Annotated in this window: 26 protein-coding genes; 10 read left to right on the top strand and 16 right to left on the bottom strand. The window is 63.8% G+C overall.

The window, feature by feature from the left end; translation table 11 throughout:
* Nucleotides 1–2: 2 nt before the first annotated feature.
* Nucleotides 3–1,658, bottom strand: coding sequence for a peptide ABC transporter substrate-binding protein (locus tag D1223_RS03750; RefSeq protein ID WP_233353021.1), 1,656 nt, complete (start codon nt 1,656–1,658; stop codon nt 3–5).
* 95 nt (nt 1,659–1,753) lie between these two features.
* Between D1223_RS03750 and D1223_RS03745 the strand changes: the two genes are divergently transcribed.
* Nucleotides 1,754–2,269 carry a hypothetical protein gene (locus D1223_RS03745; RefSeq protein ID WP_119375049.1) on the top strand — a complete coding sequence of 172 codons (516 nt, stop codon included), beginning with the start codon at nt 1,754–1,756 and terminating at the stop codon, nt 2,267–2,269.
* A gap of 56 nt (nt 2,270–2,325) precedes the next feature.
* Here the strand turns inward: D1223_RS03745 and D1223_RS03740 are convergent, their stop codons facing one another.
* The 3 genes from D1223_RS03740 to D1223_RS03730 all read right to left on the bottom strand — a co-directional run bounded on the left by D1223_RS03740 (nt 2,326) and on the right by D1223_RS03730 (nt 6,149).
* Nucleotides 2,326–2,979 carry a redoxin family protein gene (locus D1223_RS03740; RefSeq protein ID WP_119375267.1) on the bottom strand — a complete coding sequence of 218 codons (654 nt, stop codon included), beginning with the start codon at nt 2,977–2,979 and terminating at the stop codon, nt 2,326–2,328.
* A 26-nt stretch (nt 2,980–3,005) separates the two neighbouring features.
* On the bottom strand, nt 3,006–5,144 hold the full coding sequence (locus D1223_RS03735) for a protein-disulfide reductase DsbD family protein (protein ID WP_119375048.1): 2,139 nt from the start codon (nt 5,142–5,144) through the stop codon (nt 3,006–3,008).
* Between the two features lie 177 nt (nt 5,145–5,321).
* Complete coding sequence (locus tag D1223_RS03730; protein WP_233350176.1) at nt 5,322–6,149, bottom strand: SapC family protein; 828 nt, start codon at nt 6,147–6,149, stop codon at nt 5,322–5,324.
* A 116-nt stretch (nt 6,150–6,265) separates the two neighbouring features.
* Here D1223_RS03730 and D1223_RS03725 point away from each other — a divergent pair, with 116 nt between their 5' ends.
* Entirely contained in the window at nt 6,266–8,137 is a 1,872-nt protein-coding gene (locus D1223_RS03725; RefSeq protein WP_119375046.1) for a DUF885 domain-containing protein, read from the top strand.
* Here D1223_RS03725 and D1223_RS03720 read toward each other — a convergent pair.
* Complete coding sequence (locus D1223_RS03720; RefSeq protein ID WP_147372661.1) at nt 8,134–8,481, bottom strand: hypothetical protein; 348 nt, start codon at nt 8,479–8,481, stop codon at nt 8,134–8,136. The genes D1223_RS03725 and D1223_RS03720 overlap by 4 nt on opposite strands.
* Nucleotides 8,482–8,831: 350 nt before the next feature.
* On the opposite strand from D1223_RS03720, the gene nadA reads away from it, so the two are divergent.
* The 7 genes from nadA to D1223_RS03685 all read left to right on the top strand — a co-directional run bounded on the left by nadA (nt 8,832) and on the right by D1223_RS03685 (nt 14,684).
* Nucleotides 8,832–9,983: a quinolinate synthase NadA gene (nadA, locus tag D1223_RS03715; RefSeq protein WP_119375044.1), complete on the top strand. Its 1,152-nt coding sequence runs from the start codon at nt 8,832–8,834 to the stop codon at nt 9,981–9,983.
* A gap of 89 nt (nt 9,984–10,072) precedes the next feature.
* Nucleotides 10,073–10,528 carry a hypothetical protein gene (locus D1223_RS03710; RefSeq protein WP_119375043.1) on the top strand — a complete coding sequence of 152 codons (456 nt, stop codon included), beginning with the start codon at nt 10,073–10,075 and terminating at the stop codon, nt 10,526–10,528.
* Nucleotides 10,525–10,980, top strand: a complete 456-nt coding sequence (locus D1223_RS03705; RefSeq protein WP_119375042.1) for a hypothetical protein — start codon at nt 10,525–10,527, stop codon at nt 10,978–10,980. The genes D1223_RS03710 and D1223_RS03705 overlap by 4 nt, the downstream gene beginning before the upstream one ends.
* 21 nt (nt 10,981–11,001) lie before the next feature.
* Complete coding sequence (locus D1223_RS03700; RefSeq protein ID WP_119375041.1) at nt 11,002–12,549, top strand: L-aspartate oxidase; 1,548 nt, start codon at nt 11,002–11,004, stop codon at nt 12,547–12,549.
* Nucleotides 12,546–13,397: a carboxylating nicotinate-nucleotide diphosphorylase gene (gene nadC, locus D1223_RS03695; protein WP_119375040.1), complete on the top strand. Its 852-nt coding sequence runs from the start codon at nt 12,546–12,548 to the stop codon at nt 13,395–13,397. The genes D1223_RS03700 and nadC overlap by 4 nt, the downstream gene beginning before the upstream one ends.
* A 63-nt stretch (nt 13,398–13,460) precedes the next feature.
* Complete coding sequence (locus tag D1223_RS03690; protein WP_119375039.1) at nt 13,461–14,270, top strand: SDR family oxidoreductase; 810 nt, start codon at nt 13,461–13,463, stop codon at nt 14,268–14,270.
* 21 nt (nt 14,271–14,291) lie between these two features.
* Entirely contained in the window at nt 14,292–14,684 is a 393-nt protein-coding gene (locus tag D1223_RS03685) for a nuclear transport factor 2 family protein (protein WP_119375038.1), read from the top strand.
* Between the two features lie 3 nt (nt 14,685–14,687).
* Here the strand turns inward: D1223_RS03685 and D1223_RS03680 are convergent, their stop codons facing one another.
* The 11 genes from D1223_RS03680 to D1223_RS03635 all read right to left on the bottom strand — a co-directional run bounded on the left by D1223_RS03680 (nt 14,688) and on the right by D1223_RS03635 (nt 25,030).
* Nucleotides 14,688–15,350: an O-methyltransferase gene (locus tag D1223_RS03680; protein WP_119375037.1), complete on the bottom strand. Its 663-nt coding sequence runs from the start codon at nt 15,348–15,350 to the stop codon at nt 14,688–14,690.
* A 9-nt stretch (nt 15,351–15,359) separates the two neighbouring features.
* The gene (locus D1223_RS03675) at nt 15,360–16,358 is read right to left on the bottom strand and encodes a cell wall hydrolase (protein ID WP_119375036.1); all 999 of its coding nucleotides are present in this window, start codon (nt 16,356–16,358) and stop codon (nt 15,360–15,362) included.
* 362 nt (nt 16,359–16,720) lie between these two features.
* The gene (gene ppdK / locus D1223_RS03670) at nt 16,721–19,414 is read right to left on the bottom strand and encodes a pyruvate, phosphate dikinase (protein ID WP_119375035.1); all 2,694 of its coding nucleotides are present in this window, start codon (nt 19,412–19,414) and stop codon (nt 16,721–16,723) included.
* Complete coding sequence (locus tag D1223_RS03665; RefSeq protein WP_119375034.1) at nt 19,415–19,813, bottom strand: helix-turn-helix domain-containing protein; 399 nt, start codon at nt 19,811–19,813, stop codon at nt 19,415–19,417.
* Nucleotides 19,814–19,832: 19 nt separating this feature from the next.
* Entirely contained in the window at nt 19,833–21,890 is a 2,058-nt protein-coding gene (glyS, locus tag D1223_RS03660) for a glycine--tRNA ligase subunit beta (protein WP_119375033.1), read from the bottom strand.
* Between the two features lie 50 nt (nt 21,891–21,940).
* Complete coding sequence (locus D1223_RS03655) at nt 21,941–22,405, bottom strand: hypothetical protein (RefSeq protein ID WP_119375032.1); 465 nt, start codon at nt 22,403–22,405, stop codon at nt 21,941–21,943.
* Nucleotides 22,406–22,408: 3 nt separating this feature from the next.
* Nucleotides 22,409–22,867 carry a hypothetical protein gene (locus D1223_RS03650; RefSeq protein WP_119375031.1) on the bottom strand — a complete coding sequence of 153 codons (459 nt, stop codon included), beginning with the start codon at nt 22,865–22,867 and terminating at the stop codon, nt 22,409–22,411.
* Complete coding sequence (locus D1223_RS03645) at nt 22,864–23,763, bottom strand: glycine--tRNA ligase subunit alpha (RefSeq protein ID WP_119375030.1); 900 nt, start codon at nt 23,761–23,763, stop codon at nt 22,864–22,866. Before D1223_RS03645 ends, D1223_RS03650 begins: the two co-directional genes overlap by 4 nt.
* A 95-nt stretch (nt 23,764–23,858) precedes the next feature.
* Nucleotides 23,859–24,002: a hypothetical protein gene (locus tag D1223_RS18790; RefSeq protein ID WP_158586629.1), complete on the bottom strand. Its 144-nt coding sequence runs from the start codon at nt 24,000–24,002 to the stop codon at nt 23,859–23,861.
* 85 nt (nt 24,003–24,087) lie between these two features.
* Nucleotides 24,088–24,828 carry a tRNA1(Val) (adenine(37)-N6)-methyltransferase gene (locus D1223_RS03640; protein ID WP_119375029.1) on the bottom strand — a complete coding sequence of 247 codons (741 nt, stop codon included), beginning with the start codon at nt 24,826–24,828 and terminating at the stop codon, nt 24,088–24,090.
* Nucleotides 24,821–25,030 carry a putative signal transducing protein gene (locus D1223_RS03635; RefSeq protein WP_119375028.1) on the bottom strand — a complete coding sequence of 70 codons (210 nt, stop codon included), beginning with the start codon at nt 25,028–25,030 and terminating at the stop codon, nt 24,821–24,823. The genes D1223_RS03640 and D1223_RS03635 overlap by 8 nt, the downstream gene beginning before the upstream one ends.
* A gap of 101 nt (nt 25,031–25,131) precedes the next feature.
* Between D1223_RS03635 and D1223_RS03630 the strand changes: the two genes are divergently transcribed.
* Nucleotides 25,132–26,145 (top strand): polyprenyl synthetase family protein, encoded by a 1,014-nt coding sequence (locus tag D1223_RS03630; RefSeq protein WP_119375027.1) that lies wholly within the window; start codon nt 25,132–25,134, stop codon nt 26,143–26,145.
* Nucleotides 26,146–26,213 lie beyond the last annotated feature (68 nt).

The following is a 26,213-nucleotide window of genomic DNA, read 5'->3' as shown; positions in this document are numbered from 1 at the left end:
CCCTAGCCGGCGTCGCTGTCTTCTTCTGTCGTGCTCACTTCCTCGTTCGCGCCGCGGCAAAGATATTGCGACAGGTGATCATCCTGCGCATTCTCCGCCCAGCCCGTCAGGCTCGGGTCGACCAGGTTCTTGGTAACCTGCACCCACATCGGCGTGATCGGATAGTCTTCCAGCATCAGCTTTTCGGCTTCCGCGAAGATTTCCGCGCGTTCCTTGAGGTCGCGGGTCCGGCTGGCTTCCTCGAGCAGCGCGTCGTATTCCGGATTGTCGTAGCGGCCGTAATTCTGCTGGCCGGTCGTGGAATCGAGCAGGTAGAGGAAATTGATCGGATCGTCGAAATCGGCGACCCAGGCGCCGTCCGCCACTTCGAAGTCGCTCTGGCGCAGGCGGGCATAGAGCACCTTGGTATCCTGGCGCAGGATCTGGGCGTTTACCCACGGAGCAATCTCGTTCCAGTTCGCCTGCGCGACCGGTGCCACTTTCGGATTGTCGTCCGTCGAGCGGTGGATGAATTCGAAGGTGAGCGGATTGTCAGGCCCGTAGCCGGCATCCTCGAGCAGGCTGCGCGCCTCGGCGAGACGGTCCTCGCGGCTCATATCCTTGAAGCTCACTTCCGGGCGCTCGACGTCATAATTGCTCATCTTCGGTGGCACGAAGCTGTAGGCCGGCACATAGCCGGGCGTGAGCACCTTGTTGACGATGAACTCGCGGTCGAGCGCCAGGGCCAGCGCCTTGCGCACGCGCACATCGTCGAAGGGCGGCTGGCTGGAGTTGAACGACCAGTAGGTCGTGATCAGGCCCGGCGTCGTGCGCACCCAGCCGGGGAATTTCTTTTCCAGCTCTTCGGTCCGCCCGCCATCGAAGGCGTTGTTGATATCGAGGTCGCCAGCTTCGATCTTGCGCTCGACAGCAGCGGCGTCTTCAAGCTCGAAATAGGCCACACGGTCAAAGCAGAGATCCTCAGCGCCTTCCCAGAGCGGGTTCTTCTCCGAGACGAGTTGGTCGCCCGTACGCCAGTAAGCGAGCTTGTAGGGCCCGTTGACGACGATGTTTTCCGGCTGGATCCAGGCTTCGCCATACTGCTCCACCGCGTGCTTGGGCACCGGATAGGTCGTGTAGTGCGTCAGCAGGCCGAGCAGGTAAGGCGCCGGCTCTTCCAGCGTGATCTCGAAGGTGTAGTCGTCGATGGCGCGCACGCCGAGCTCTTCAGGCGGCAATTCGCCGGCATTCACCTCGGCGGCGTTCTTCACGATGTAGAGCAGCGAGGAATATTGCGACGCGATCACAGGGTCCTGGATGCGGCGGAAGGCGTAGACGAAGTCCTCGGCGGTGAGCGGTTCGCCATCCGACCAGACCGTCTCCTTCAGCTTGAACGTCCAGGTAAGGCCGTCCTCGCTCGTCTCCCAGCTTTCAGCGACGCCGGGGATAACGGTGCGGTCCGGCGTGATGGTCATAAGACCGGTGATCATGTCGGAGATGACGATATTCTCCCACTTCGCCGAAGAGCGGTGCGGGTCGAGCGTGTCGACCTTGGCCGAGATGCCGCGGCGCAGGACCGTCGCTTCATCCTCGCCGCCACCGCCGCCACCACAGGCTGCGAGCGACACCACCATGGCCGCAGCAGCAGCCCCCATAAACGCCATCTTCCTGAATTTCATCATGTGTTCCCGTGATTTCCTGACCGTCATAGTGTTTCATGCAAGTGCGCGCTTGGGAAGATAGCGCGGCACACTTGAGCAGTAGATGAATGCGAATGCGACATAAAATACCCCTCACCCTCCTTCTGGCGAGCACGGTCTTGCCCGCCACCGCGCAGGATCGCCCCGCCTCGACAGACAGCGTCTATGCTTGCGCCGCCATCGAGGCCGATGATGCGCGCCTTGACTGCTATGACGAGGCTGTCGGTGCGCTGAAACAGGCAGAGGATGCCGGCGAGGTGGTCGCCGTCACGCGTGAGGATGTGGAGAAGGTGAGGAAGGAATCCTTCGGCTTCTCCATCCCCAGCCTGCCGGGACTGGCGGCCTCTGCCTTTGGCGATGCAGGCGAGACTGAAAGCCTCACCGTGCCTGTGGCCGAGGTCGACCAGGTGCGCGGCCAGTTCGTCGTGACGCTGGAGAACGGCCAGGTCTGGCGCCAGACCGACAGCAAGGATGTTTTCTATTCCGCCAAGCGCGGCGTCAATGAAGCCACCATCAAGTCCGCCGCCCTTGGCAGCTATATGATGAAGTTCGACCGCGGCGTGCTGTTCCGCGTCGAACGGGTAAAGTAGCAACAAAAAAGCCGCCGGCGGGCGCCAGCGGCTTTCATGGTTCCAGGCGGGAAATCCTAGTATTTCACAGAGCAGCCATAGGGCGTCGAGGTGGCCACTTCGACTGGCTCGCCGGCTGCAACGGAATCGAGCGCCGCGCGGACATAATTGTCTGCCGTTGCGATGTCTTCCACGCGCGCCGAGCGGATCGAGTCGATCGCGCCGGCATAGGCGACCTGCTGGTCGGCCTTGATGACGAACATGTGCGGCGTGGTCTTGGCGTCATAGAGCCGGCCGATATCGCCCGACGGGTCCAGGATGACGTGATCGGGCGCGGCCCCGCGGCCCTCATTGATCGCATCGGCCTCTGCGCCCGACACATGGCCCTGCTTGCCAGGGGCAGACGAGATGATCTGCAGCCAGACAATGTCGTCCGGCGCGGCATCCTCGGTCTGCAGGGTCTGCATGTTCTCCGGCGGTTCGGCATAGTGCTTCTTCACGAAGGGGCAGCCATCATTGGTCCATTCCAGGATGACGGTCTTGCCCTCGAAATCGGAGAGGGACACCGTCTCGCCCTTGCTGGTCGTGCCGGTAAAGCCCGGCGCCGTCGTGCCCGGCTCGATGGCCGGTGAGGCGTCAGCGGAAAAGGCGATCAGCGCCGCAGCGCTCAGCGCGACCGCAGCGGCCATTCCGGAAGCCAGGCCAAGATTTCTACGCGTGAAGGTTGGCATGGTCATAAGCTCCTGAAAGGTTGGCTCTATGGCGTTTCGTTGACATCCGCGGATGCGGTTTCAAAGGCACCGAGCTTCCGCTTCATCATGGCAGGGCTGAGCAGGGTCGGCAGAACTTCCGGCTCGCGCTCGCCCGGCGCGTATAGAAGATACATCGGAACGCCCGGACTTCCATGTTTTTTCAGTTCTGCCGAAATCGCCTCGTCCGGGCGAGTGAAATCGGCGACAAGGAAGCTCACATTTGCTTGAGCCATCGCGTCCAGCACATCCGGCTTGGTCAGCGTGGTGCGCTTGTTGACCTGACAGGTCGCACACCAGCTTGCCGTGAAATCGACGAAGACGCCCTTGCCCTCGGCCAGCAGCTCATCGACCCGCTCGGGCGACCATGGCTCGGTCGTCACGCTGGCATAGGTTGTCACACTGCCCTCTTTCGGCCCTTCCTGCAGCCCGGTCACCACCGGCCAGCCAATGGCGAAAACGGTGAGCGCCGCACCCGCGGCCAGCACCGGCACGCGCAGCTTCCCGCCCGAGACACTCATCAGCCACACACCGAAGGCGAGGATGACCGCGCCGAAGGCCGTTGCGCCCGCCGCGGGATGGTTGCCGAGCACAGTGATCAGCCAGGCCGCCGTCAGGAACATCGGGAAGGCAAAAGCCTGCTTGAGCCGCTCCATCCACGCGCCGGGCTTCGGCAGCGAGCGGTGGAGGCCCGGTACGAAGCTTAGCACCAGGAATGGCAGGGCAAGACCGAAGCCGAGCGTCAGGAAGACGGCCATCACCGTGACCGCGGACTTGTCGAGGACAGCACCGAGCGCGCCGACAACGAATGGGCCGACACAGGGCGCACCGACAACAGCGGCGAGCACGCCCGTGAAGAACGCCCCCGCATTGCCCTGCTTCGCCGCAAGGCCAGAGCCGACATTCTGCATCGAGGTGCCAAGGTTGAAGACACCGAGCAGCCACAGGCCGATCAGCACCATGATCAGCGCCAGCGCGGCGACAACGGCAGGATATTGCAGCTGGAAGCCGAGACTGACGAACTGGCCGGCCGCGCGCAGGGACAGGAAGACAATGCCTGTCGCCGCAAAGGACAGGACCACGCCGATCGTGTACCAGATGCCGTGCTCGCGCAGGTGCGCCTTCTCACCCTTCGAGGCAGCCTGCACCATGCCGATCGCCTTGATCGACAGGACCGGCAGGACACAGGGCATGAGGTTTAGGATCAGCCCGCCAAGCAGCGCGGCCGAGAGCAGCAGGACAAGGCCCGCGCCACCGCCAGCGCCTTCGCCTGATCGTGAGGCCGGTCCGGCAATGCCGGTCGTGCCTTCCAGCGCCTCGCCCGGTTCGGCCGAAACCCGCGCGGCGACGCGCTCGCCGTCGCCGACAGAGATCGCGACCACGCCCGTCAGCACGTCTGGCATCTCTTCGGCCAGCGGCGTCAGCGTCAGGCGCAGCCCCTCTTCGCCGAACTCGGATGGCTGGGGCGAGGCATGGCGGATATCATGGGTGTCGGGAAAGAACCGTGTTTCCCCGACCTGGCCGGCCAGCTGTCCACCGCTAAGCGACAGGATCCACTTTTCGCCATCGGGCGTCAGCCGTGCTGTGCCCTCGAATTGCGGGGGGACCTTTGCGAGGCCGGATGCGACCAGCTCGGCGCCGCGCATGTCCGGCACCTGGCGATCACCGACGTCCATGAACAGCTCAAGCTCGACCGATTCCGGGATGCAGATATCCTCGCAGATCAGGTAGTCGAGCGTGCCGCCGAAGCGGATCGCATCGTCCTGGTCTTCAGGGATGGTCACGGGAAAGGCGAGGACGATGCGGTCGTCATAGCCATAGTCCATGATCTCGTCTTCGACGACTTCTATCTCGTGCGGGACAGGCCACTCGATCTCACCGATCCGGTCGGTGGCGATGGTGGTGTCATCGTCCCAGTACATCTGCGGCGGGATGCCGGCGTCCCCGGCATTCTTCCAGTAGATGTGCCAGTTCTCGTCCATCTCGAAGCTGAAGCCCAGCCAGACGGTTTCGCCGGGCGTTGCGACCTCGCGCTCGCTGACCAGTTCGACCCGCGCATGCCCGCCATCAACCGGCTGGGCCTGGCCCGCAAGGCCCCCGGCCAGTGCGGCAAGCGCGAGCACAAAAGTTCTCAGAAGTGCTGTCATCAATGTGTTCTTCGATTTCGCCCGGAAACAATGTCCTAGCCATATGGCGGTTTTCGTAGCGTTGTGAACCACCTCGCCAAAACGTGAGCGCCAGATATGGCAGCCCCCCTTGCCGGCGAAGAAAAACGGCCAGGCTTGGAGCCCGGCCGTCTGTGATTTTCCGAATGGGCCGTATGCCTAGATCTGCAGGTTCGGGCCTTCCGAGCCACCCTGCGGCTGCGGCGGGGTCTGCGGCGACTGCTGGCGCATGGCGCGGTTGACGACGCGCGACCAGTTGAGAAGCGAGATGACGTGGGCATAGCAGGCGCCGAGAATGCCTTCGCGGTGCAGCTGGCCGAGCTGGTCGTCCGGCAGGGCGTTCAGCTTTTCCTCGTCGATGGCCCAGTACTCGGCTACGCGCTGCTGTTCGCCGGACGGATTGCCCTGCGCATCGCGCGGCTGGAAGTTCGCCGACTTCTGCGTGAACAGGCCGAGCTGGTCGAGGCGCTTTACGAATTCCGTCGTGGCGCGGCGCTGGCGCTCGAATTCCTGGCAGAACTGCATGGCGTTGTTGGTGTACTCGGTCGGCTGGCCGTTCTCGAAGAAGGGCACGTCCGGCTGGTTGGACACCATCGGCGCGTCACGGTCGACGCAGAGCAGCAGGCGCTCCTGCGACTGGTCGTTCGCGAAAACGAACGGATAGCGGCGCGCGAATGCCGGGATGTAGAAGTCGCTGTCGACATTGCCGTCGGCGGTGACGAAAAGGTTTTCGTCCTGGCGGATACCCATGGCGCCGATCGGCGTCTTTTCGTTACCGACAAAGATGATCGGGTAAGAGGTCGAGGCGAGACCGAACTCGTTGACCGTCAGAGGCACCGCATGTGCCTTGCCAAGAAATGCGAATGGCTTTTCGATCTGCTTCAGGCCGAGTCCACCGTGCTGTTCGGAGGAAAGCGGCTGAGGATTGGAATAGAAAAGAACTTGTCCGGTGAGCGCCGACCCTTGCGCAGGCTGCGTATTTTCCACGGGGAACTCCTGTAGTTGACCGGCGGGGTTTACCGGATAAGCCATGGAGCGACAACCGGCCAACAGCCCATAAACTGCGACTGTGAAGAAGGTGTCATGAAAGAAGACACGCCCGCATGAGAGAATTCATGAAGTCGATCGCGCAATCACTTGTAACAACTGGTCTTTTTTCGCTCGCCCTCCTGACGGCGTGCGCACCGGCCGTAAACGAGGATGGCATCGCCCGCCGCACGGTCCAGGAGATCAACCGCGCCTTCCGCGACACGGCCAATACCGAATTCGCCCTCTCGCCGGAAACCGCGACCCGCCTCGGCATGGAAGAGGCGCGGCTGGGGTTCAGTTTCCAGGACCGGCTCGACGACCGCTCGCAGGCGCGCTTCGAGCGCACAAGGCTTTTGCGGCTCGAACTCCTCTCGCGGCTCGGCACCCTGCCCGCCATTCCCGGCGACAGCACGCTTGCCCGCCACCTGGAAATCGTCAGGGACGAATATGAGGAACTCACCGCGCTCGAATCCTATGGCTATGGGCGCTACGAGCCGGGCATGGCGCGCCCCTATGCTGTCGATCAGCTGACGGGCGCCTGGGTGGATGTGCCTGACCTGCTTTTGTCCAGTCAGCCGCTCGCCACGCATGCCGACGCCGAAGCCTATCTCGACCGGCTGGCTGCCCTGCCCGGCGCGCTGGACGATGAGCGCCGGCGGCTGCTGTCGGACGCGGCCAATGGCGTCGTCCCGCCCGGCTTCGTGCTCGACCTGCTGGAATCGCGCCTGCGCCAGTTTGCCTCCCAACCCGTGGACGCCCACCCGCTGCTGCAGACGTTCGGCAATGTCGTGGCCACCCTACCCCCGCGTGACGAGCGGTCCGCCAATGACTACCGGGCTGCAGCGGCGCGTATCCTGATCCAGGACGTGATCCCGGCCTATGAGGCGTTCGCTGGCGATGTCGCCGCCCTCAAGGCCGAAGCGTCCCAGTCGCCGGGGGTCTGGCGGCTGCCGGGCGGTGAAGCCTATTACCGCGACGTCCTCGCCTATTATACCGAACCGGATCCGGATCCCGACTTCCTGTACCGGGAGGGGCTGTCGGCCGTCGAGGCGGTCACCGCTGAACTGGATATCGCCCTCGCCGCCATCGGCCTCGAAGACGGAAGCGTTGCCGAGCGGCTGCAGCTGCTGGCCGCGTCGCCGGGCCAGGTCCACCCCGCCACACCCGAAGGCCGCGCCGCCGTGCTCGCAAGGCTCGAGGCCAGCCTTTCCGATGCCCGGGTCCTGCTGCCCGACATGGTGAAACTTCCGCCGGACGCGCCCTTGGTCATCACGCGCATGCCCGCCTTCCGCGAGGCGGCCTTTTCCGGCGCGAGCTATGTACCGGCCACCGCCAATGGCTCGAGCCCGGGTCTTGTGCAGGTCAATCTGGAGGACATGGATGCCTGGCCGGACTTTTCCCTGCCGACGCTGATCGTGCATGAAGGCGTGCCGGGCCACCATATCGAAAGCGCGCTCGTCGCGACAGCCGGGCGCATTCCACTCCTACGGCAGATGATCTGGGACAGCGCATTCGGCGAAGGCTGGGCCGTCTATGCCGAGGACCTGGCCGACACGCATGGCATGTACGCGACTGACCCGCTCGGCCGGATCGGCTATCTCCAGTCGATCCTGTTCCGGGCCGCACGTCTTGTCGTCGATACCGGTATCCATTCGCGCAAGTGGAGCAAGGACCAGGCGGTCGACTACCTTGTCAGCACAACCGGCCTGCCGCGGGCGGCGATGGAGCAAGAAGTCGCCCGCTATGCCGTCTGGCCAGGCCAGGCTGCGTCCTACTTCTACGGCCGCCAGAGGCTGCTCGACATGCGTGAGCGGGCCGAAGCGGTGCTGGGCGGACGGTTCGACCCGGCCGCTTTCAATGCGGTGGTCCTCGATGGTGGCCCACGCCCGCTCGACATGGTCGAGGCGGACGTGGAAGCCTGGTATGGCGGGCTGCTTAAGCGCTAGGCCGCCATCTGGATGGGTGCGGGCTGAGCGCCGGGAAAAACTGGCAAAACCGGACTCAGACCCGCTTCGAGATCGGCCAAAACAGCACGGCGCGTCTCGAAATCCTTTTCATCGTGCACGAAGATCGCGCTCGCTCCGTAGCGGGTAGCATCGAGCTGCGCCCAGACCGGCTGGACATCGTGCAGGCGCCCCGTCATCTCGACCATGCGGATGATCCGCCAGCCATAGGTGTCCGGGGCGGCGAACAGGGCAACACCCGACCGGCGTGCCCAGTCGCTGTCTACGTCCATCTGCGTGAAGACGCGCGTGCGGCCAGAGCGACCGCGAAAACTGACCTTCGTCATGATGTTCTCCTTCCGTTCCTTGGCGCCTTCATATTCCCCCTTTGTTCTCATGGCGAGTCATTTTTGGTAAACGAAATCTTAATTTCGAAACAAGGCTCTGACTCTATTTGGAATCTTTTTTGATGCGCTCGGAACAGAGCCGCGCAAGGCCCTGCCGATGACGTGGTTTGTCACAATTCCGACACCGGCCTTGCCAAACCCTGTGCGCAGGTATACATGGCTTTTGCTCACCCGGCCTATAAGGGTGAGGTGTCGCGTCGGATTCTCCTTTTCCAGCCGGGAAAGACTTGAATTCGGAGCTTTGCACACCCAAGTAATGCTCATATTGAGCAAAAGTGTGGAGGTACACTATGGCCAGACTGATTGATTCCGGACCGGGTTGCCCGACGCCGACCCCGTTGCGCGCCAAGAGCGCCGCCGAGGCCCGCGGGCTGGCCTATGATGATGCCGTGAAGGCTGAAACCGATGACCTCTACCCGCTGGTCTCCGATTTCGTGACCCCGATGGAGTGGCCGTCAATCGCGCCGCTCGTGGCCGAGATCAACCGCCTGAAGAAGGCGAAGAATGCGGTCATCCTGGCCCACAATTACATGACGCCGGACATCTTCCGGCTGGTTGGCGACTTTCGCGGCGACAGCCTGCAGCTTGCCCGCGAGGCCGCTGAGGTCGATGCTGACATCATCGTCCAGGCTGGCGTGCACTTCATGGCCGAGACGTCCAAGATCCTCGCGCCGGAGAAGACCGTACTGATCCCGAGCCTCGAAGCCGGCTGCTCGCTGGCCGCCTCGATCACGGGCGCCGATGTACGCCTGATCAAGCAGCGCTATCCGGACTATCCGGTCGTCACCTATGTGAACACGACCGCAGACGTGAAGGCCGAGTGCCACATCACCTGCACCAGCTCGAATGCCGCACAGGTCGTCGAGGCGATCGCGAAGGAATGGAACACCGACACGGTTATCCTCGTGCCGGACCAGTACCTTGCCAAGAACGTTGCCGCCCAGACCGACATCCGTATCATCACCTGGCCGGGCGCCTGCGAGGTGCACGAGCTGTTCAATGCCGACGACGTGCACCAGCTGCGCGAAGCGCATCCGGGCGTCGTCATCCTCGCCCACCCGGAATGCCCGCCAGACGTGCTCGAAGCGGCTGACTTTGCCGGCTCGACCTCGGCGCTCGCCAATTACGTGAAGGAAGAAAGCCCGAACAAGGTCGTCCTGCTGACCGAATGCTCGATGAGCGACAATGTCGCTGCCGAGAACCCCGGCGTGAACTTCGTGCGCCCGTGCAATCTCTGCCCGCACATGAAGCGCATCACGCTCGAGAACATTCTCGACTGCCTCACGGAGATGAAGCATGAGGTGGCGATCGAGGAAGATGTCCGCGTGCGGGCCAAGGCTGCGATCGATGCGATGCTGGCCCTGCCCAAGACGGACAAGCCCCTCGCTTTCCAGACCGGGCTGAAGCCGATGGAAATCGAAGTCTTTTCGGCGGCAGAATAACGCCTTGATCTTGCCGTGATGAAGCGGTCTTCTGGACTTTCAGGACAGAAGACCGTTTGTCCGCCAGCCCGTTTGCCGGAGGCCACAGGATGCGCCCAGCCCTTCTCGCCAGCCTAGCCCTGCTTCTGACCGCACTTGCGCCGGGGGCCCTGGCGACCGAGGGCAAGGACTCGGCTGACATTCTCGGCAACTGGACCTTCCAGACCAAGCCCTACCGGGACGGACAATGCGTCATGACCGGCACCATGCGGCTGACCCCATCGCCGGAATCCGGCCTCTATGAGTGCGAATTGACGGCCGTCGAGGTCTGCTCGATGTGGGGCCGCTCGGTCGTGCTGCAGCAATGCCAGGCCCGGCGCATCGACAACCAGCTGACGATCCGCTCTGAAATCGACCAGTTCCTGGAATCGAAGCTGGAGGGCCTCGTCTATGTGCCGGACAATTTCGCCCTCACAATCCAGAGCGCCAAGCGGATGTACGGGTCGCTGATTTCGGCGGCAACCGCCCCGGCCATCTTCGTGCGGGCCGAGGAAGGCATTTCGTGATTGCCCGCCCAGCCCTTGCCGCTTCGCTCCTTATGCTGACCGGGCTGGCATCGCCAGCCACGGCGCAATCCTCCGTTCCCCTTCCGCCCAATCTCGCCGGCCTGTGGTCGTTCGAGGCCGACCTGGAGGCGATCTGCAAGTTCAACGGGCATGCCCGGCTCATGCCAACCAGCGACCCGGCACGGTTCGACTGCGAGCTGACGGCCGAACAGGACTGCCCGGCCGCCGATGTCCATTATATCGTCCAGCAAAGCTGCTCGGTCGATATCGTGGACGGTGTCGCGACGGTCCGCTCGACCATCGAGACCTTTCTCGTCGGGGAACCGACCAACGGATACCTGCCGGACAATTTCCAGCTCGTGATCCACGACGAATCCCACCTTGAAGGTGTCCTGCTTGGCAGCGGCGCCTATCCGGCGGAGTGGCGCCGGGCGGAGGGGGCAATCTCCTGATGCTGGCGCGGGGCTGACACCATGGCTGACATGACCCGGATCAAATCTGCGCCGCCCGCAGATGATGAAGACATACTGATTGTCGGCGCGGGCCTGGCTGGCCTGTTCCTCGCGCTGAAACTGGCGCCGCGCCCGGTCACCGTGATCGCACCGGCTCCGCTGGGCGAGGCAGCATCCTCAGCCTGGGCGCAGGGCGGGCTCGCCGCCGCACTCGATCCGCTGGACAGCCCGGAAACCCATGCCGCGGACACCGTCTCCGCAGGGGCCGGCCTGGTCGACCCGGTCATTGCCCGCCTCATCGCCGAGGAAGGCCCGGCCCGCGTGCTGGACCTGATTTCGCTCGGCGTGCCCTTCGACCGCACGCCCGAAGGCGCGCTTGCCCTGTCACTGGAGGCCGCACACTCGCATCCCCGCGTCGCCCGTGTCGCCGGGGACCTGGCCGGCAAGGCGATCATGGGCGCGCTGACCGCCGCCGTGCAGGACGCCGGGCACATTAAGCTGAAATGGCCTTACCGCGCGGTCAGCCTGCTGCAGGACGCCAATGGCCGGGTTGCCGGCATCGTGACGCGCGACCCGAAGGGCAGGCTCGCGCCTCTGACTGCCCGCCAGACCATACTGTGCACGGGCGGGTCCGGCGGCCTGTTCCGGGTCACGACCAATCCGCCACAGTCGCGCGGCGAAGCGCTGGCCATGGCCTACCAGGCCGGCGCGCTGATCGCCGATCCCGAATTTGTCCAGTTCCACCCGACCGCCATGGATGTGGGCCTCGACCCGGCTCCGCTTGCCACCGAAGCCCTGCGCGGCGAGGGCGCAATCCTGCGCAACGGCTCGGGCGAGCCTTTCATGGGCCGCTATCATGAGAAGGCCGAACTGGCTCCGCGGGACGAAGTGGCGCGCGCCATCCATTCGGAAATCAGCGCTGGCAATGGCGCCTTCCTCGACGCTACGGTCGCCGTCGGCAAGGACTTCCCGGCCCATTTCCCGACGGTCTTTGCGGCCTGCATGGCAGCCGGTATCGACCCGCGCCTGAAAGCCATACCGGTCGCCCCGGCCGCGCACTATCACATGGGTGGCGTGGTCGCCGATTTCTGGGGACGCTCGACCCTGGACGGGCTGTCGGTCTGCGGCGAGTGCGCGTCGACAGGCGCACACGGCGCCAACAGGCTGGCCTCCAATTCGCTGCTCGAAGCCGTCGTCTTTGCCGCGCGCATCGGGGAGAGGCTGCAAGGCTCCGGGCTCACCCAGCCCGGCCCCTCCGAGGGCAGCGTTGCCGCTGACCTGCCCGCCGACGAGCTGATGTCGCTGCGCGTGTCCATGGCGGAAAATTGCGGCGTCGTGCGCAATGCCGAGGGCCTGAAACGGCTGGCCGGAGAGATCGAGGACCTTGAAGCTGCCAACGGGCCGGCGCGCGCCCTGCTCACGGCCCGGCTGATGACCGAGGCAGCCCTGGCCCGCGAGGAAAGCCGCGGCGGACACTTCCGGTCCGATTTCCCCGAAAGCGCCGCAACGCCCCGGCGCACCTTTGTCAGCAAGCCCGTCAGCCGGGCCTACAGCGAGGCCGCCGAATGATTGCCCCACCGCCCCTGCCCGACCTTGTCCTCGAACCGATTGTGCGCCTCGCGCTGACCGAAGACCTAGGCCGCGCCGGCGACCTGACCACCGACGCGACCATCCTGCCGGGCACGAAGATCGAAGCCCAGATCCGCGCCCGCAAGCCCGGCCGGCTGGCCGGCATGGACGCAGCGGCCCTGGCCCTGAAGCTGGTCGACCCGTCGGTGAAGCTGAACCAGTCCCTGACCGATGGCAGCACGCTCGCGCCCGGCGAGGTGATCGCGACCCTGTCTGGCGAGGCGCGCTCCATCCTGATTGCCGAACGCACCATGCTGAACTTTCTCGGCCGGCTCTCGGGCATCGCGACGCTGACGGCGACCTTTGTCGAGGCGGTGAAAGGCAGCGGGGCTGAGATCGTCTGCACCCGCAAGACCACGCCCGGCCACCGGGCCGTCGAAAAGCGCGCGGTGCGCTGCGGCGGCGGCACGTCCCATCGCTACGGCCTGGATGATGCGGTGCTGATCAAGGACAATCATATCGCCGCCTGCGGCTCGGTCGCCGAAGCCCTCAAGCGGGCGCACGCCTATGCCGGCCATCTGCGCATGATCGAGATCGAGGTCGACACGCTGGAACAGCTTGAAGAGGCCCTGCCGCACAAGCCGCATGCGGTCCTGCTCGACAATATGGACACAACGACGCTGCGCAAGGCGGTGGCCAGGATTGGCGGGGCCTGCAAGGCCGAGGCGTCGGGCGGTGTGACCCTAGACACCGTGGCCGCCATCGCCGAAACCGGGGTCGACTATATCTCCGTCGGCGCGCTCACTCATTCAGCGACCAACCTTGACGTCGGTCTCGACCTGCCCTGAACCTGTTTGCCGAAAGTGATGCTGCATGGCAAAAGGCGGCAAACGGGAGGAGCAGGAATCGACATGGGAAAGTGTAGCGGACGGAAGAGCATATTCATCACGGGTGCCGCGTCGGGCATCGGCAAGGCGACCGCGAAGCTCTTCGCCGACCGCAGCTGGTTCGTCGGCCTCTACGATGTGAACGAGGCGGGCCTCGCCGAGGTCGAACAGGAAATCGGCGCGGAAAACTGCGTCAAGGCAAAGCTGGACGTGCGCTCGCGCGAGGACTGGAAAGCGGCAGTCGATGCTTTCGGCCAGGAAACCGATGGGCGCATGACAGTGCTGTTCAACAATGCCGGTGTCGGACGCCATGGCTGGTTCGAGGACATCTCCGGCGAGGACAATGACTGGGTCGTCGACGTCAATGTGAAGGGCGTCATCAATGGCGTCGAAGCCGCCTTGCCCCTGCTGAAGCAGACGCCGGGCGCGCGCATCGTCAATACGGCCTCGACCGCCGGGGTTGTCGGATCCCCGAAGCTGGCCGTCTATTCGGCGACAAAGTTCGCGGTGCGCGGCCTGACCGAGGCCCTCGACGTCGAATTCTCAAATCTCGGCATTCGCGTCACCTCGCTGATGCCCTGGTTCATCGACACGCCCATCCTCGACATGGGCAAGGCCGACGGTGCGAACGAGAAGATGTCCGACATGATTCGGGAGTCCGGCCAGGACGTCTATCCGGTCGAACTTGCCGCCGAGAAGGCCTGGGATGCGGCCCACGGCAACGAAACCCATTACATGGCTGGCAAGATGGCCGAGCGGACACGCTTCATCCAGCGCTTCATGCCGGGCATGCTGAAGAAGCAGCTGGTGAAAAATCTCGGGCCGCGGGAGTAAGGCGGAACCGGAGGGGGACACATGACGGATAAAGGCAGGATCGCCAGGCTGGCGGACGAATATACGGCAGCCTGGAATTCAGGGTCGGCCGAAGCGGTCGCCTCATTCTATGCCGAGGACGGCGAAATCATCATCAATCGCGGCGAGCCGTGGCAAGGGCGGGCCGGCGTCGCAGAAATGGCCGCTGGCTTCTTTGCCGATGTCCCCGACCTGAAGCTCACCTGCGACGAGGTCCGCACGGCTGGCGACCATGTCGTCTATATGTGGACCTTCACCGGACATGATGCGGCAAGCGGAAACCCGCTGACCGTCCAGGGCTGGGAAGAATGGGACCTTGATGGCGCGCTCAAGGTCAAAGCCTCGCGCGGCTGGTTCGATTCTGAGGATTATGCCCGCCAGGCTGCTGGCAAATAAGGCTCAGTCCTTCACGCGCGCAATGGCGAGGCCGTCATGGCCCTTGATGCCGACCTGCTGCAAAACAATGGCCTCGAGTTGAGGGTGGCTGGCCAGTGCCTGATTGAAGGCGGCCGCGCCGATGGCGTTCGGATCAACCTTGGACGGCTCGAGCACGGCACCCTCGCGCACGACATTGTCCGCCACAATCAGCCCGCCCGGGCGGACCAGCCGGATCGCCTGCTTGAGATAAGCCGGATAGCCATCCTTGTTGGCATCGAGGAAAACCATGTCGAAGTCGCCTGTCAGCGTGCTCATCACGTCGAGGCCCTTGCCCTCAATCACCTGACAGGTCCCTTCAAGCCCGGCATCGGCCAGGGTTTCGCGGGCGACGGCAACGTGGTCGGGATCGAGCTCAACACTGATCAGCTCACCGCCCTCGGGCAGCGCGCGACCGAGCCAGACCGTGGAATAGCCGCCGAGCGTGCCGACTTCGAGGATACGTTTCGCGCCGATCAGCTTGGCCAGCAGGTAGACCAGCTTGCCCTGGCCCGGCGAAAGCTGGATCTCCGGCAGGCCTGCGGCCTTCGTGCGTTCGATCGCACGGCTCAGCACACCGTCTTCGACGGCGAACAGGCTGTTGATATAGGTATCGACGTCTTCGAATAGCCGTCCGTCGTCCGCCATGAAGACCCCTTACGGTGCCGGGCTCAGCACGCTCAGCGAGCGGGCATTGAGATCGTCCGTGGTTTCAGGCGTGTCGATCGTCACGATGGTCGATTTCGAATTGCTGCCGCCACCGGATGCATCGCGCTGGATACGGGCGCGCTGGGCCGCCTTGGCGCTCGCCCATTCGGCGCCGCGCGGGAAGCGGTAGAAGATGTGCGTGCCAATCCGCGAGGTCTGAATCAGGCCGGCATTCCAGACCGGGTTCACATAGGTCGCGTGATAGTGCGTCGCACCGCCCGTGCGCGGCTCTTCAAGATCGAGCATGACATGCGCGGCAATCGACTGCGCCTTGTCCCAGCGCCAGCCGCGCGGGGCCCGGTCGAGCGCTCCGTCGCAGGTGAAGGTAAACTGGCAGCCCGTGGTGCGGGTCGCACCCTGGTAGACGACCTCGCAGGCCGTGTTCGGATAACGGTGGTCGCGCACACGGTTCATGATGACTTCGGCGACGGCCAGCTGGCCGGAGGTCGATTCGCTGCGTGCTTCGTAATAGACCGCCTCAGCAAGGCAACGCGTCTGACGGCTGAGATCCTCGGCGCGGGCCAGGTGGACCGGATCGAAGCTCTTCATGCCGGCCAGCACGGCGGCATCGCGCTCAAGCCCGGCATAGCGGCTCAGCGCCCCGTCGGGGTCGCGCTCGAGCGAGTATTCGACATTGCGCAGCCACTCATGCTGCATCAGGCTTGGTGCCTTGGGATCTGCCCGGACAGCCTCGCCGGCATCCTGGATTTCGGCGAAACGCTGCGTCTGCGCGCGCGCTTCGGCCTCGGCCTGCTTCTGGATGTTGAAGGACGAAATGGTCGGCAGGGCAACGACGAGGCCTGCCGCGCACACGGATGCAAGCCCGGCGCGAGCAACATAAGCACCTTGCTCCTTGCCCGGTTTTGCTAGCCACCAACGCGCAATTCTGCCGCGAAGGGACCTGTCCGCGAAAATTCGCGACCCCTGTGTGGTCTTCTTCAGTGACATCACCTGCCCCTTAATTTCCACCAGTGTTGCTTCACAGCAAGCATGAACCGGGCCATGTGACCCCGTTCACCTGCCGTTCAAGCCCTGGCGTTGATCAGACTGGATAGTGAACAAGACCGCCACATAGCAACGAAAAGCGGTCTTTGAAGACTTACATTTCTGTGAGCACCCAATCTGTTAACCTGAACGCTTTTGCAGCGCAGCATTTTCTCTTTCCAAAAAATACAGCAGATTCAGGCTTAGATTGGGTTAAGATGGCGCCGGATTTGTTTCGGCAACAAAATACACTGTTGCCGGAAAGCAACGCCCAAAAAGCACGTTCGAGCGGGGTGACTTGCCCACCCCGCTCTATTTTAGCGTGATCATTTCTCGTCTTCTGCCAGCGCTGCGTGCGCCGCAGCAAGCCGTGCAATCGGCACCCGATAGGGCGAGCATGAGACATAATCGAGTCCCAGCCTGTGACAGAAAGCCACCGAGGCCGGGTCACCGCCATGCTCGCCGCAGATGCCGAGCTTGATGCCCGGCTTCGTCTTGCGGCCGCGCTCGGCGGCGATCTTCACCAGCTCGCCGACGCCGACCTGGTCGAGCGTGACAAACGGGTCCTTCTCGTAGATGCCCTGCTCCTCATAGGCCTTGAGGAAGCGCGCGGCGTCATCGCGCGAGATGCCGAGCGTGGTCTGCGTCAGGTCGTTGGTCCCGAAGGAGAAGAAGGCGGCCGTTTCGGCAATGACACCGGCCTGCAGCGCGGCGCGCGGCAGCTCGATCATCGTGCCGACCATGTATTCCAGCGTCGTGCCGGTCTCCTGGAAGACGGCCTTGGCGGTCGCATCGACCTTCTCTTTCAGGATGTCGAGCTCCTTGCGGGTCGCCACCAGCGGGATCATCACTTCCGGGATCGGGCTGTAGCCGGTCTCCTTGGCGACCTGTACGGCCGCCTCGAAGATGGCGCGCGCCTGCATCTCGTAGATTTCCGGATAGGTGATGCCGAGCCGGCAGCCGCGGTGGCCAAGCATCGGGTTGCTTTCGTGCAGCTCGTCAGCCTGGCGCTTCAGCGCCTCGACACTGACGCCGGCCGATTGGGCAACCTCAGCCATTTCCTCTTCGGAATGCGGCAGGAACTCGTGCAGCGGCGGGTCGAGCAGGCGGATCGTGCAGGGCCGGTCTTCCATGATGCGGAAGATCTCGGCGAAGTCGCCGCGCTGCATCGGCAGCAGCTTGGCGAGCGCCGCCTCACGGCCCTTCTTGTCCCCGGCGAGGATCATCGAGCGTACGACCGGGATGCGGTCGGACTCGAAGAACATGTGCTCGGTGCGGCAGAGGCCGATGCCTTCGGCGCCGAAATTCTTGGCGGTATCGACGTCATGCGGCGTCTCGGCATTGGTGCGGACCTTGAGCTTGCGGACCTTGTCGGCCCAGGCCATCAGCTTGCCGAAGTCACCCGAGAGGTCCGGCTTGACCATCTCCACGGCGCCAGCGAGCACTTCGCCCTCGGCCCCGTCGATCGTGACGACATCGCCCTTCTTGAACTCGCGTCCACCCGCGCGGAACGTCCCGGCTGCCGGATCGATCATCAGGCCGCCAGCGCCGCAGACACAGGGCCGGCCCATGCCGCGCGCAACAACAGCGGCGTGCGAGGTCATGCCGCCGCGAGCGGTCACGATGGCGCGGGCCGCGTGCATGCCGTGAATGTCCTCAGGCGAAGTCTCGACGCGCATCAGGATGACGTCCTCGCCCTTTTCAGCAAGCGATGCGGCTTCGTCGGAATCGAAGACCACCTTGCCAACCGCGGCGCCGGGACTGGCCGGCAGGCCCTTGACGATGAGGTCACGCGTTGCATCCGGCGCAATGGTCGGGTGGAGCAGCTGGTCGAGCTGGCCCGGCATCAGGCGCAGGACGGCTTCTTCCTCGCTGATGAGGCCCTCTTCGGCCATGTCGACAGCGATCTTCAGCGCAGCCGCGGCGGTGCGTTTGCCGTTGCGGGTCTGCAGCATGTAGAGCTTGTTGTCCTCGACCGTGAACTCGATGTCCTGCATGTCGCGATAGTGGCTCTCGAGCTTGTTCGCGACGGCCACCAGCTCCTCATAGACTTTCGGCATCGCGTCTTCGAGCGGGGCTTCATCGGAGCCGATCGCCTCAGCGCGTGAATGCGAGATCGGCGCTGGCGTACGGATACCGGCCACGACATCCTCGCCCTGCGCATTGATCAGGAACTCGCCGTAGAAGACCTTCTCGCCGGTCGACGGGTCGCGCGTGAAGGCAACGCCCGTGGCCGAGGTGTCGCCCATATTGCCGAACACCATGGACTGGACGTTCACCGCCGTGCCCCATTCGGCCGGGATGTCGTTCAGCTTGCGGTACAGGATGGCGCGGTCGTTCATCCAAGAACCGAACACCGCACCGATGGCGCCCCAGAGCTGCTCGCGCGGATCGTCCGGGAACGGCCGGCCGAGCTGTTTCTCGACAGCGGCCTTGTACTGGACGATGATTTCCTTCCAGTCCTCAGCCGTCATCTCGGTATCGAGCTGGTAGTCCTGGCGCTCCTTGTAGTCGTCCAGGATGTGCTCGAACGTGTCATGCTTCAGGCCGAGCACGACATTGCAGTACATCTGGATGAAGCGGCGATAGGAATCATAGGCGAAGCGCTCACCGGCCTTGGCAGCGAGGCCCTTCACGGTGACCTCCGACAGGCCGAGGTTGAGGACGGTGTCCATCATGCCCGGCATGGAGGCCCGCGCGCCCGAACGCACCGACACCAGCAGCGGGTTGTCGGCATCGCCGAAGACCTTGCCGGTTTCCTTTTCGACGGCGGCCAGCGCATCGTTCACCTGCTCGGTGAGATCGCTCGGATAGGTCTCGCCATTCTCGTAATACGCCGTGCAGACGGCGGTGGTGATGGTGAAGCCCGGAGGAACCGGCAGGCCCAGCCGGGCCATCTCGGCGAGGTTCGCGCCCTTGCCGCCGAGCAGGTTCTTCATGGTGGTGTTGCCATCAGCCGTACCGCCACCGAAGGAATAGACCCACTGTTCCTTGGTGAGTGTCTCCGCCGTGTCAGCCATTTATGCGTTCTCCAAACTCTTATGTGTCCGTTCCAGGCGTTCCGCCAGTTCGGCACCCTTCTGCGTGAGGCGATAGCGCCCCGGCTCGAAGGACACCAGCAAATTCAGTTTTGGCAACCGCACGCCCAGCGCCTCCAGGTCGTCCAGGCTTGCAGGATTTACGCCAAATTGCCCGGCGATTTCCCGGTCGAGGTGACGGTCCCGGACGGCCTTCAGCGTGAAGGGGCTTGTCCCGAAGCGGCGGTACAGATCTGTCACGAAAGCGCAGTCACGGTCAGAGGCCGCCGAGGGCGTCTCGCCATGCGCTTCAAAGATTTCCAGTGCCCGCTTCGAAGGCATGTTCAACAAGCTCCAGATCCAAAGCCCCAAAAGGCCGGCCAGGAGCAGAATGATCAGCATTCGAAGCGCTCCCGGTAAATTATGCCGCCAGCTTCGAGAAGTCGGCGACGCGGTGCAAAGCGTCACGAATACTCGTGAGAATCAAGAGGCGGTTTTGCCTCAACTCGGCGCTTTCCGCGTTGACCGTTACAGCATCAAAGAAAGCATCAACAGGGGCCCGGAGTGATGATAACGCTCCCATGGCTTTTTCGAAGTCTTCGCCGGCCAATGCTGCCTCCGCGCTGGTCACTGATTCGGTAATGGCTGCGGCGAGGGATCGTTCCTCGTCCTGCTCGAAAAGGGCCGGATCGGGGGTGCCTTCATAGGCTTTTCCGTCCTTCTTTTCCTCGGCCTTGAGGATGTTTGCCGCGCGCTTGTAACCGGCCAGCAGGTTCGCCCCGTCATCGGTCTCGAGGAACGCCCCGAGCGCCTCGACGCGCTTGACGATGAGGACGAGATCATCCTCGCCGAGCGCGAAGACGGCATCGATCAGGTCGTAGCGGGCGCCGGCATCGCGCAGGTATTGCTTCAGGCGGTCGGCAAAAAATTCCAACAAATCAACATGACGGAATACTGGAGCAAAATTCATCGCGTGCTTGGCAAAAAGGCCTAGTAGCCCCAGCCGAACCTCATTCTCCAGAATGATCCGCACGACGCCCAGCGCGGCGCGGCGGAGCGCGAACGGGTCCTTCGAGCCGGTGGGTTTCTCGTCGATGGCCCAGAAGCCGACCAGCGTGTCGAGCTTGTCAGCGAGGGCAACCGCGATGCTCACCGGCTCTGACGGGACCTGGTCTGACGGGCCGACAGGCTTGTAATGTTCGGCAATGGCGGTGGCGACAGCCTCATCCTCGCCCTGCTCGCGGGCATAATAGCCGCCCATCACGCCCTGCAGCTCGGGGAATTCGCCGACCATTCCGGAGACGAGATCGGCCTTGGCGAGGCGGGCGGCGCGTTCGGCAACATCCGGATCGGCGCCGACCTTGGGCGCCAGCTCGCGCGCCAGCGCAGCGACCCGCTCAACCTTGTCGGCCACCGTGCCGAGTTCCTTCTTGAAGTCGATGGTCTTCAGCTTCTCGGCCATGGTCGCGAGCGGCGTCTTGCGGTCATTGTCCCAGAAGAAGCGTGCATCATCGAGCCGGGCTGACAGGACGCGGCTATTGCCCTCGGCAATCGCCTTGCCGCCATCGGTGGCGTCAATATTCGCCACCACGACGAAGTGCGGCGCGAGATCGCCGGTCTTCGGGTCGCGTACGGCGAAGTATTTCTGGTGGGTGCGCATGGAGAGCTGGATGACCTCGCCCGGCAGGGAGAGGAAATCAGGGTCCATGTCGCCGAGGATGACGACCGGCCATTCGGCGAGGCCGGTCACCTCTTCCAGCAGGCCCTTGTCCTCGACCAGCTCGAGCCCGCGTTCATGACAGATCACGTGCGCCTGCTCATCGATGAGAAGGCGCCGGTCCTCCCGCGAGAGAATGACCGAGCCCTTGCTTTCGAGCAGCGTCTTGTACTCGTCGAAGGAGGAAACCTTGAAGGGTCCCCGCCCATGCACGCGGTGGCCTTCGGTCTCATTGCCCGATTTGAGGCCGTCAATCTCGAAGTCGACCACCTTGCCGTCAAAGATGCAGAGCACGCGCTGCAGCGGGCGCACCCAGCGCAGCTCGCCGCGGCCCCAGCGCATCGACTTCGGCCAGTGGAAGCTGCGCACGATGTCCGGCACCATTTCGGCGATGATGTCCGGCAGCGGACGCCCCGGCACCTCGCGGACAGCGACGTAGAAATCGCCCTTCTTCGGGTCGCTGCGCACCTCGGCCTCATCGATGGAATTGAGCCCCGCCCCGCGCAGGAAACCCTCGACCGCCTTCTCCGGCGCGCCGACCTTCGGGCCCTTACGCTCTTCCTTCACATCAGCCGATTTGGCCGGCAGCCCCTCGACACAGACCGTCAGGCGGCGCGGGCCGGAGAGGGCCGTGATCCGCTCGAAGGCCACGCCAGCCTCGGACAGGCCGCTTTCGACGGCAGCCTTCAGGTCAGCCTCGGCCTTCGCCTGCATGCGGGCGGGTATCTCTTCGGAAAAGAGTTCGAGTAGCAGTTCAGCCATGAAGTCGTTTCAAGTCCCGTGCTTGGTGTCTGGATGGCGGCGCGACGCGTTCAGACGCCGCAATCACCCTTCACCGCAATTTGTTCTGTCTGGACAGGCTCGACGATCGCCATCGTGCCTTCATAGTCGGTATATTCCTGGCCGGACCCGGTTTCGCGAAGCTGCAGCTCGACGGCGATATCGCCATCCTCGGAGCGGTAGCGCCAGGTTTCCAGGCCGCTTTCGTCGGCGGTGCGGCTTTCCTCATTGAAGCGCATGTCCTCGCCATTGATGCGGATCGTGGCCGGCTGCGGATCGCCCATCACATCGGTGATGAAGACGAACTTCCAAGTCTCCTGATCATCATAGACGAATTCGTGATCGGCTTTCATGAGATTGCAGTAGGTGTTCGAGTGCGGCACATGCATCTCTTCGATGACCAGCGCCGCGGTCTCTGGCGCTTCGTCCGCCGCCTGACCGCCAGAACAGGCCACCAGACTGATGGCGCACAGTGCGCCCGCGACTTGCTTGAACATGGTTCAGTCCTCCGCCTGGCACTCGCCATAGAATTTCACGGCCTCGCCCTCAACCGGGTAAATCACGCGCACGGAGCCGGTATATTCGGTGGCCGTCGGCCGCTCCTGCTCGGTCAGCAGGATGACTTCCAGCTCAATACTGTCGTCGTCGGTGACATAGCGGCGGGTTTCCAGACCCGCGCCGAAGCCGGCCTCTATCTCGGTCAGCTCGCGTACCGTGCCGTCCAGCTTGGCATAGCCATGATAGACACTGTCGCCGATGCTGGTGACGAAGACGTAGGGGATCTCCTCGCCGCTCGTCTCGGCGTTTTCGGCGGTGAAGGTGCAGAACGGGTCCTCGACCGGGTTCACCATGTCGGTCGCGATGACCGGGGCGGCCGGCGCGGTCTCGGGCGGCGTCGCCGGCCCCTCACCGCAGGCGGCGAGCATCAGTGCAACCGGGAGGAACGCCGCCAGCCTCATGCCGCGCGCTCCTCTTCCTGTTTCGCCCACAGCTCGGCCGCGCCGCGGGCCAGGTCGCGCACCCGGCCGATAAAGGCCTGGCGCTCGGTCGGGGAGATCGCCCCGCGCGCATCAATCAGGTTGAAGACGTGGGAGGCCTTCAGCGCGAAGTCATAGGCGGGAAGCGGCTTGCCCGCCTCGCGCAGCGCCGTGGACTGCTTCTCGCAGCCGGTAAACCAGCTCTGCAGCATCTCGACATCGGCCAGCTCGAAATTGAAGGCCGACTGCTCACGCTCATTCTGCAGGAAGACGTCGCCATAGGAGAGCGGGGTCTCCGAGGCCGGGTCGTTGAAAGGCAGGTTGTAGACATTGTCGACGCCGAACACATACATGGCGAGGCGTTCGAGGCCGTAGGTCAGTTCGCCCGAGACCGGGAAGACGTCGAGCCCGCCAACCTGCTGGAAATAGGTGTACTGACTGACTTCCATGCCGTCGCACCAGACTTCCCAGCCAAGCCCCCAGGCGCCGACGGTCGGGTTCTCCCAGTCATCCTCGACAAAGCGGATATCGTGGACGGACGGGTCGATGCCGATCTCGTAGAGCGAGTTGAGATAGAGGTCCTGGAGATTGGCCGGGTTCGGCTTCAGGATGACCTGGTACTGGTAGTAATGGCCGAGCCGGTTGGGGTTTTCGCCATAGCGCGCATCGGCGGGGCGGCGCGAGGGCTGGACATAGGCGGCGCGCCAATCCTTCGGCCCGAGGGCCCGCAGCACGGTCGCCGGATGCAGCGTCCCGGCGCCGACTTCCATGTCATAGGGCTGCAGGATGGCGCAGCCCTGCGCGGCCCAATAGGCCTGGAGCCGCAGGATAAGGTCCTGGAAGGAAGCGGGTTTTTCGCGGGCAGTCGGTGCAGTCATGGGGCGCCTGAGTCGGTGGCCAGATAGAAAGGTTTCCGGCCTACTCCCAGACGGCAGGTTGCGCAACTGCAGGGTGCCGAGAGCCCGCCGCGCGATCAGTCGCAGGCGTGATCGTGATCGGCGCTGTCGAAGCGGCTCTTGTTGAACACCACGGCGTAGAATTTCGGATGCGCCAGCACACCGGCAGCCAGTCCGGCAATCCCGCCGGAGATCATCAGCATGGTGAAATAGACCTGCATAAATTCACTTTAACACGGAAAGCGGCAATTGTTGGACAAGGCACCGACCTCAAAGAGATGGGCCATATCCCAATCAACTGGATTCTCACCAATCCAGCGCGCCGCCGGAACGTGAAATCTCTTCCATAAGCGCCGTGCGCGGACCGCCTTTTGACTCATAGATGTCGATCCCGGCGAGCAGCCGCATCGGGCCGGACCGCAGACCCTTGCGCGCCTTCACGATGACCCGCTTGGCATCGGCCCCCGGCCAGGAGCGCACCGGCATCACGGTGATCTCGCCGGTGCGCCGCTCGATCGCCGCGAGGATGCGGGCCAGTTCCGAGGCGCGGTGGATCATCACGAAGCGGCCCTTCGGCTTCAGCGTGAACAGCATCGCGCCAATCCAGTCCTTGAGCGGGACCGACTCCAGGTAGGCGCGCTCGCGGCCTTCGCCGGGCGCTGTGATCTTGCCCGCCTCGAAGAAGGGCGGGTTGGAAAAAGCGATATCGAAGCGGTTCTCCCAGTCGCGCGGGATTTGGGCGATGTCCTGCTGGAGCAGCTGCACCCGCTCTCCAAAGCCGTTTTCCGCCAGCCCCCTGCGCGCCAGATCGAGCATCAGGGGATCGGCCTCAAGCCCTGTAAAATTAGCCTTTTTCAACCGCCACGCCGCGGGGAACAGCGCGCCCCCTGCCCCGCAGCCGAACTCGCAGGCCTCGCCGGTCTGCTCAGCATCCAGCGCAGCGGCGAGCAGGACGCTGTCAGTCCCTGCGCGAAACCCCTTCTTCGTCTGGAACACGGTGACATGGCCGCCAAGGAAGGCATCGGCCGTCACATCCGGTTCAGCCATCCTGGTCAAGCTCGCTCAGTTCGCTGCGGGCCCGCTCGGCATCATCGGGGTGAACGACCACACGGATCGGCACCATCGGCCCTCGCCCGTCGATATAGGCGGTGTGCTCATCGAGGACGTAGCAGGCGATCCCCGCCTCCGCCATCAAGTGGCGGATATAGCTGAGCTTGACGGGATCATTTGTGCGAAACACTTCTTCCATAACTCTTATTCCGCTATATGCGGCCCTTGATCGCAGCCATGTTATTGCAACTTCATGCTAATCATAGCTACTGCCCTGAGCCTTAGAGTACAGGACCCCTCGTGACCATTACTGCCACAGCGCGCAATTCCGGCAATATCAAGTCTGTCATCGACAGGCTCCAGTCGCTCCTTGAATCCGATCTTGAAGGCGTCGAGACGCTGCTGCGCCAGCGCGCCAAGAGCCCGGTCGACATCATTCCGGACCTGTCGGGTTATATTGTGTCAGCGGGCGGCAAGCGCTTGCGGCCAATGCTGACCCTGGCAGCCGCCCAGGCTGTCGGCGGCGCCAACCCTTCGACCCACGCCCTCGCAGCGGCGGTCGAGTTCATCCACACCGCCACCCTCCTGCATGATGACGTCGTCGATGAGAGCGACCTCAGGCGCGGCAAGCCTGCCGCAAAGTCTGTCTGGGGCAATTCAGCCTCCATCCTGGTCGGCGACTTCCTGTTCGCGCGGGCCTTTACGCTTATGGTCGAAACCGGTTCGCTGGAAATCCTCGACATCCTGTCGAATGCATCCTCGGTGATTGCCGAGGGCGAAGTTCGCCAGCTCGCCGCCCAGGGCAAGCTGGACCTGCCGACAGAAGATTATCTCGCCATCATTGAAGCCAAGACCGCTGCACTGTTCGAAGCGGCCGCGCGGGCCGGCGCCCTGTCTGGCGGCAGCGAGGACCATGCCCCGGCGCTGGCGACCTATGGCAAGAATCTCGGCCTGGCTTTCCAGATTGTCGACGATGTCCTCGATTATGGCGGCGCAACCTCCATTATCGGCAAGGCGGTCGGCGACGACTTCCGGGAAGGCAAGGTCACACTGCCCGTGATCATTGCGCGGCGCCGCGGCCAGACCGAGGACCATGCTTTCTGGGAGCGGGCCCTGAATGTCGAGACACAGACCGACAATGACCTTGCCCGGGCCATCCATCTCATTCGCACGACCGGCGCCGCCGAAGCAACGATCGCCGAAGCCGAAGCCTATGCGGGCCTCGCGAAATCGGCGCTCAAGACCCTTCCTGAAAGCCAGTGGCGGGACGTGCTGAGCGACCTCGCCGACTTCTGCGTCAAGCGGGCCTACTGAGCCTGCTGCTTCGCCATATGCCAATCACAGTTCCGGTCAGACTCATGCCACATCTCTGGTATCAGCTG

Source organism: Henriciella mobilis (assembly GCF_003576285.1).
GTDB classification, from domain to species: domain Bacteria; phylum Pseudomonadota; class Alphaproteobacteria; order Caulobacterales; family Hyphomonadaceae; genus Henriciella; species Henriciella mobilis.
The sequence above is the reverse complement of the archived record's forward strand: the minus strand, read 5'-3'. Positions and strand labels throughout refer to the sequence as shown.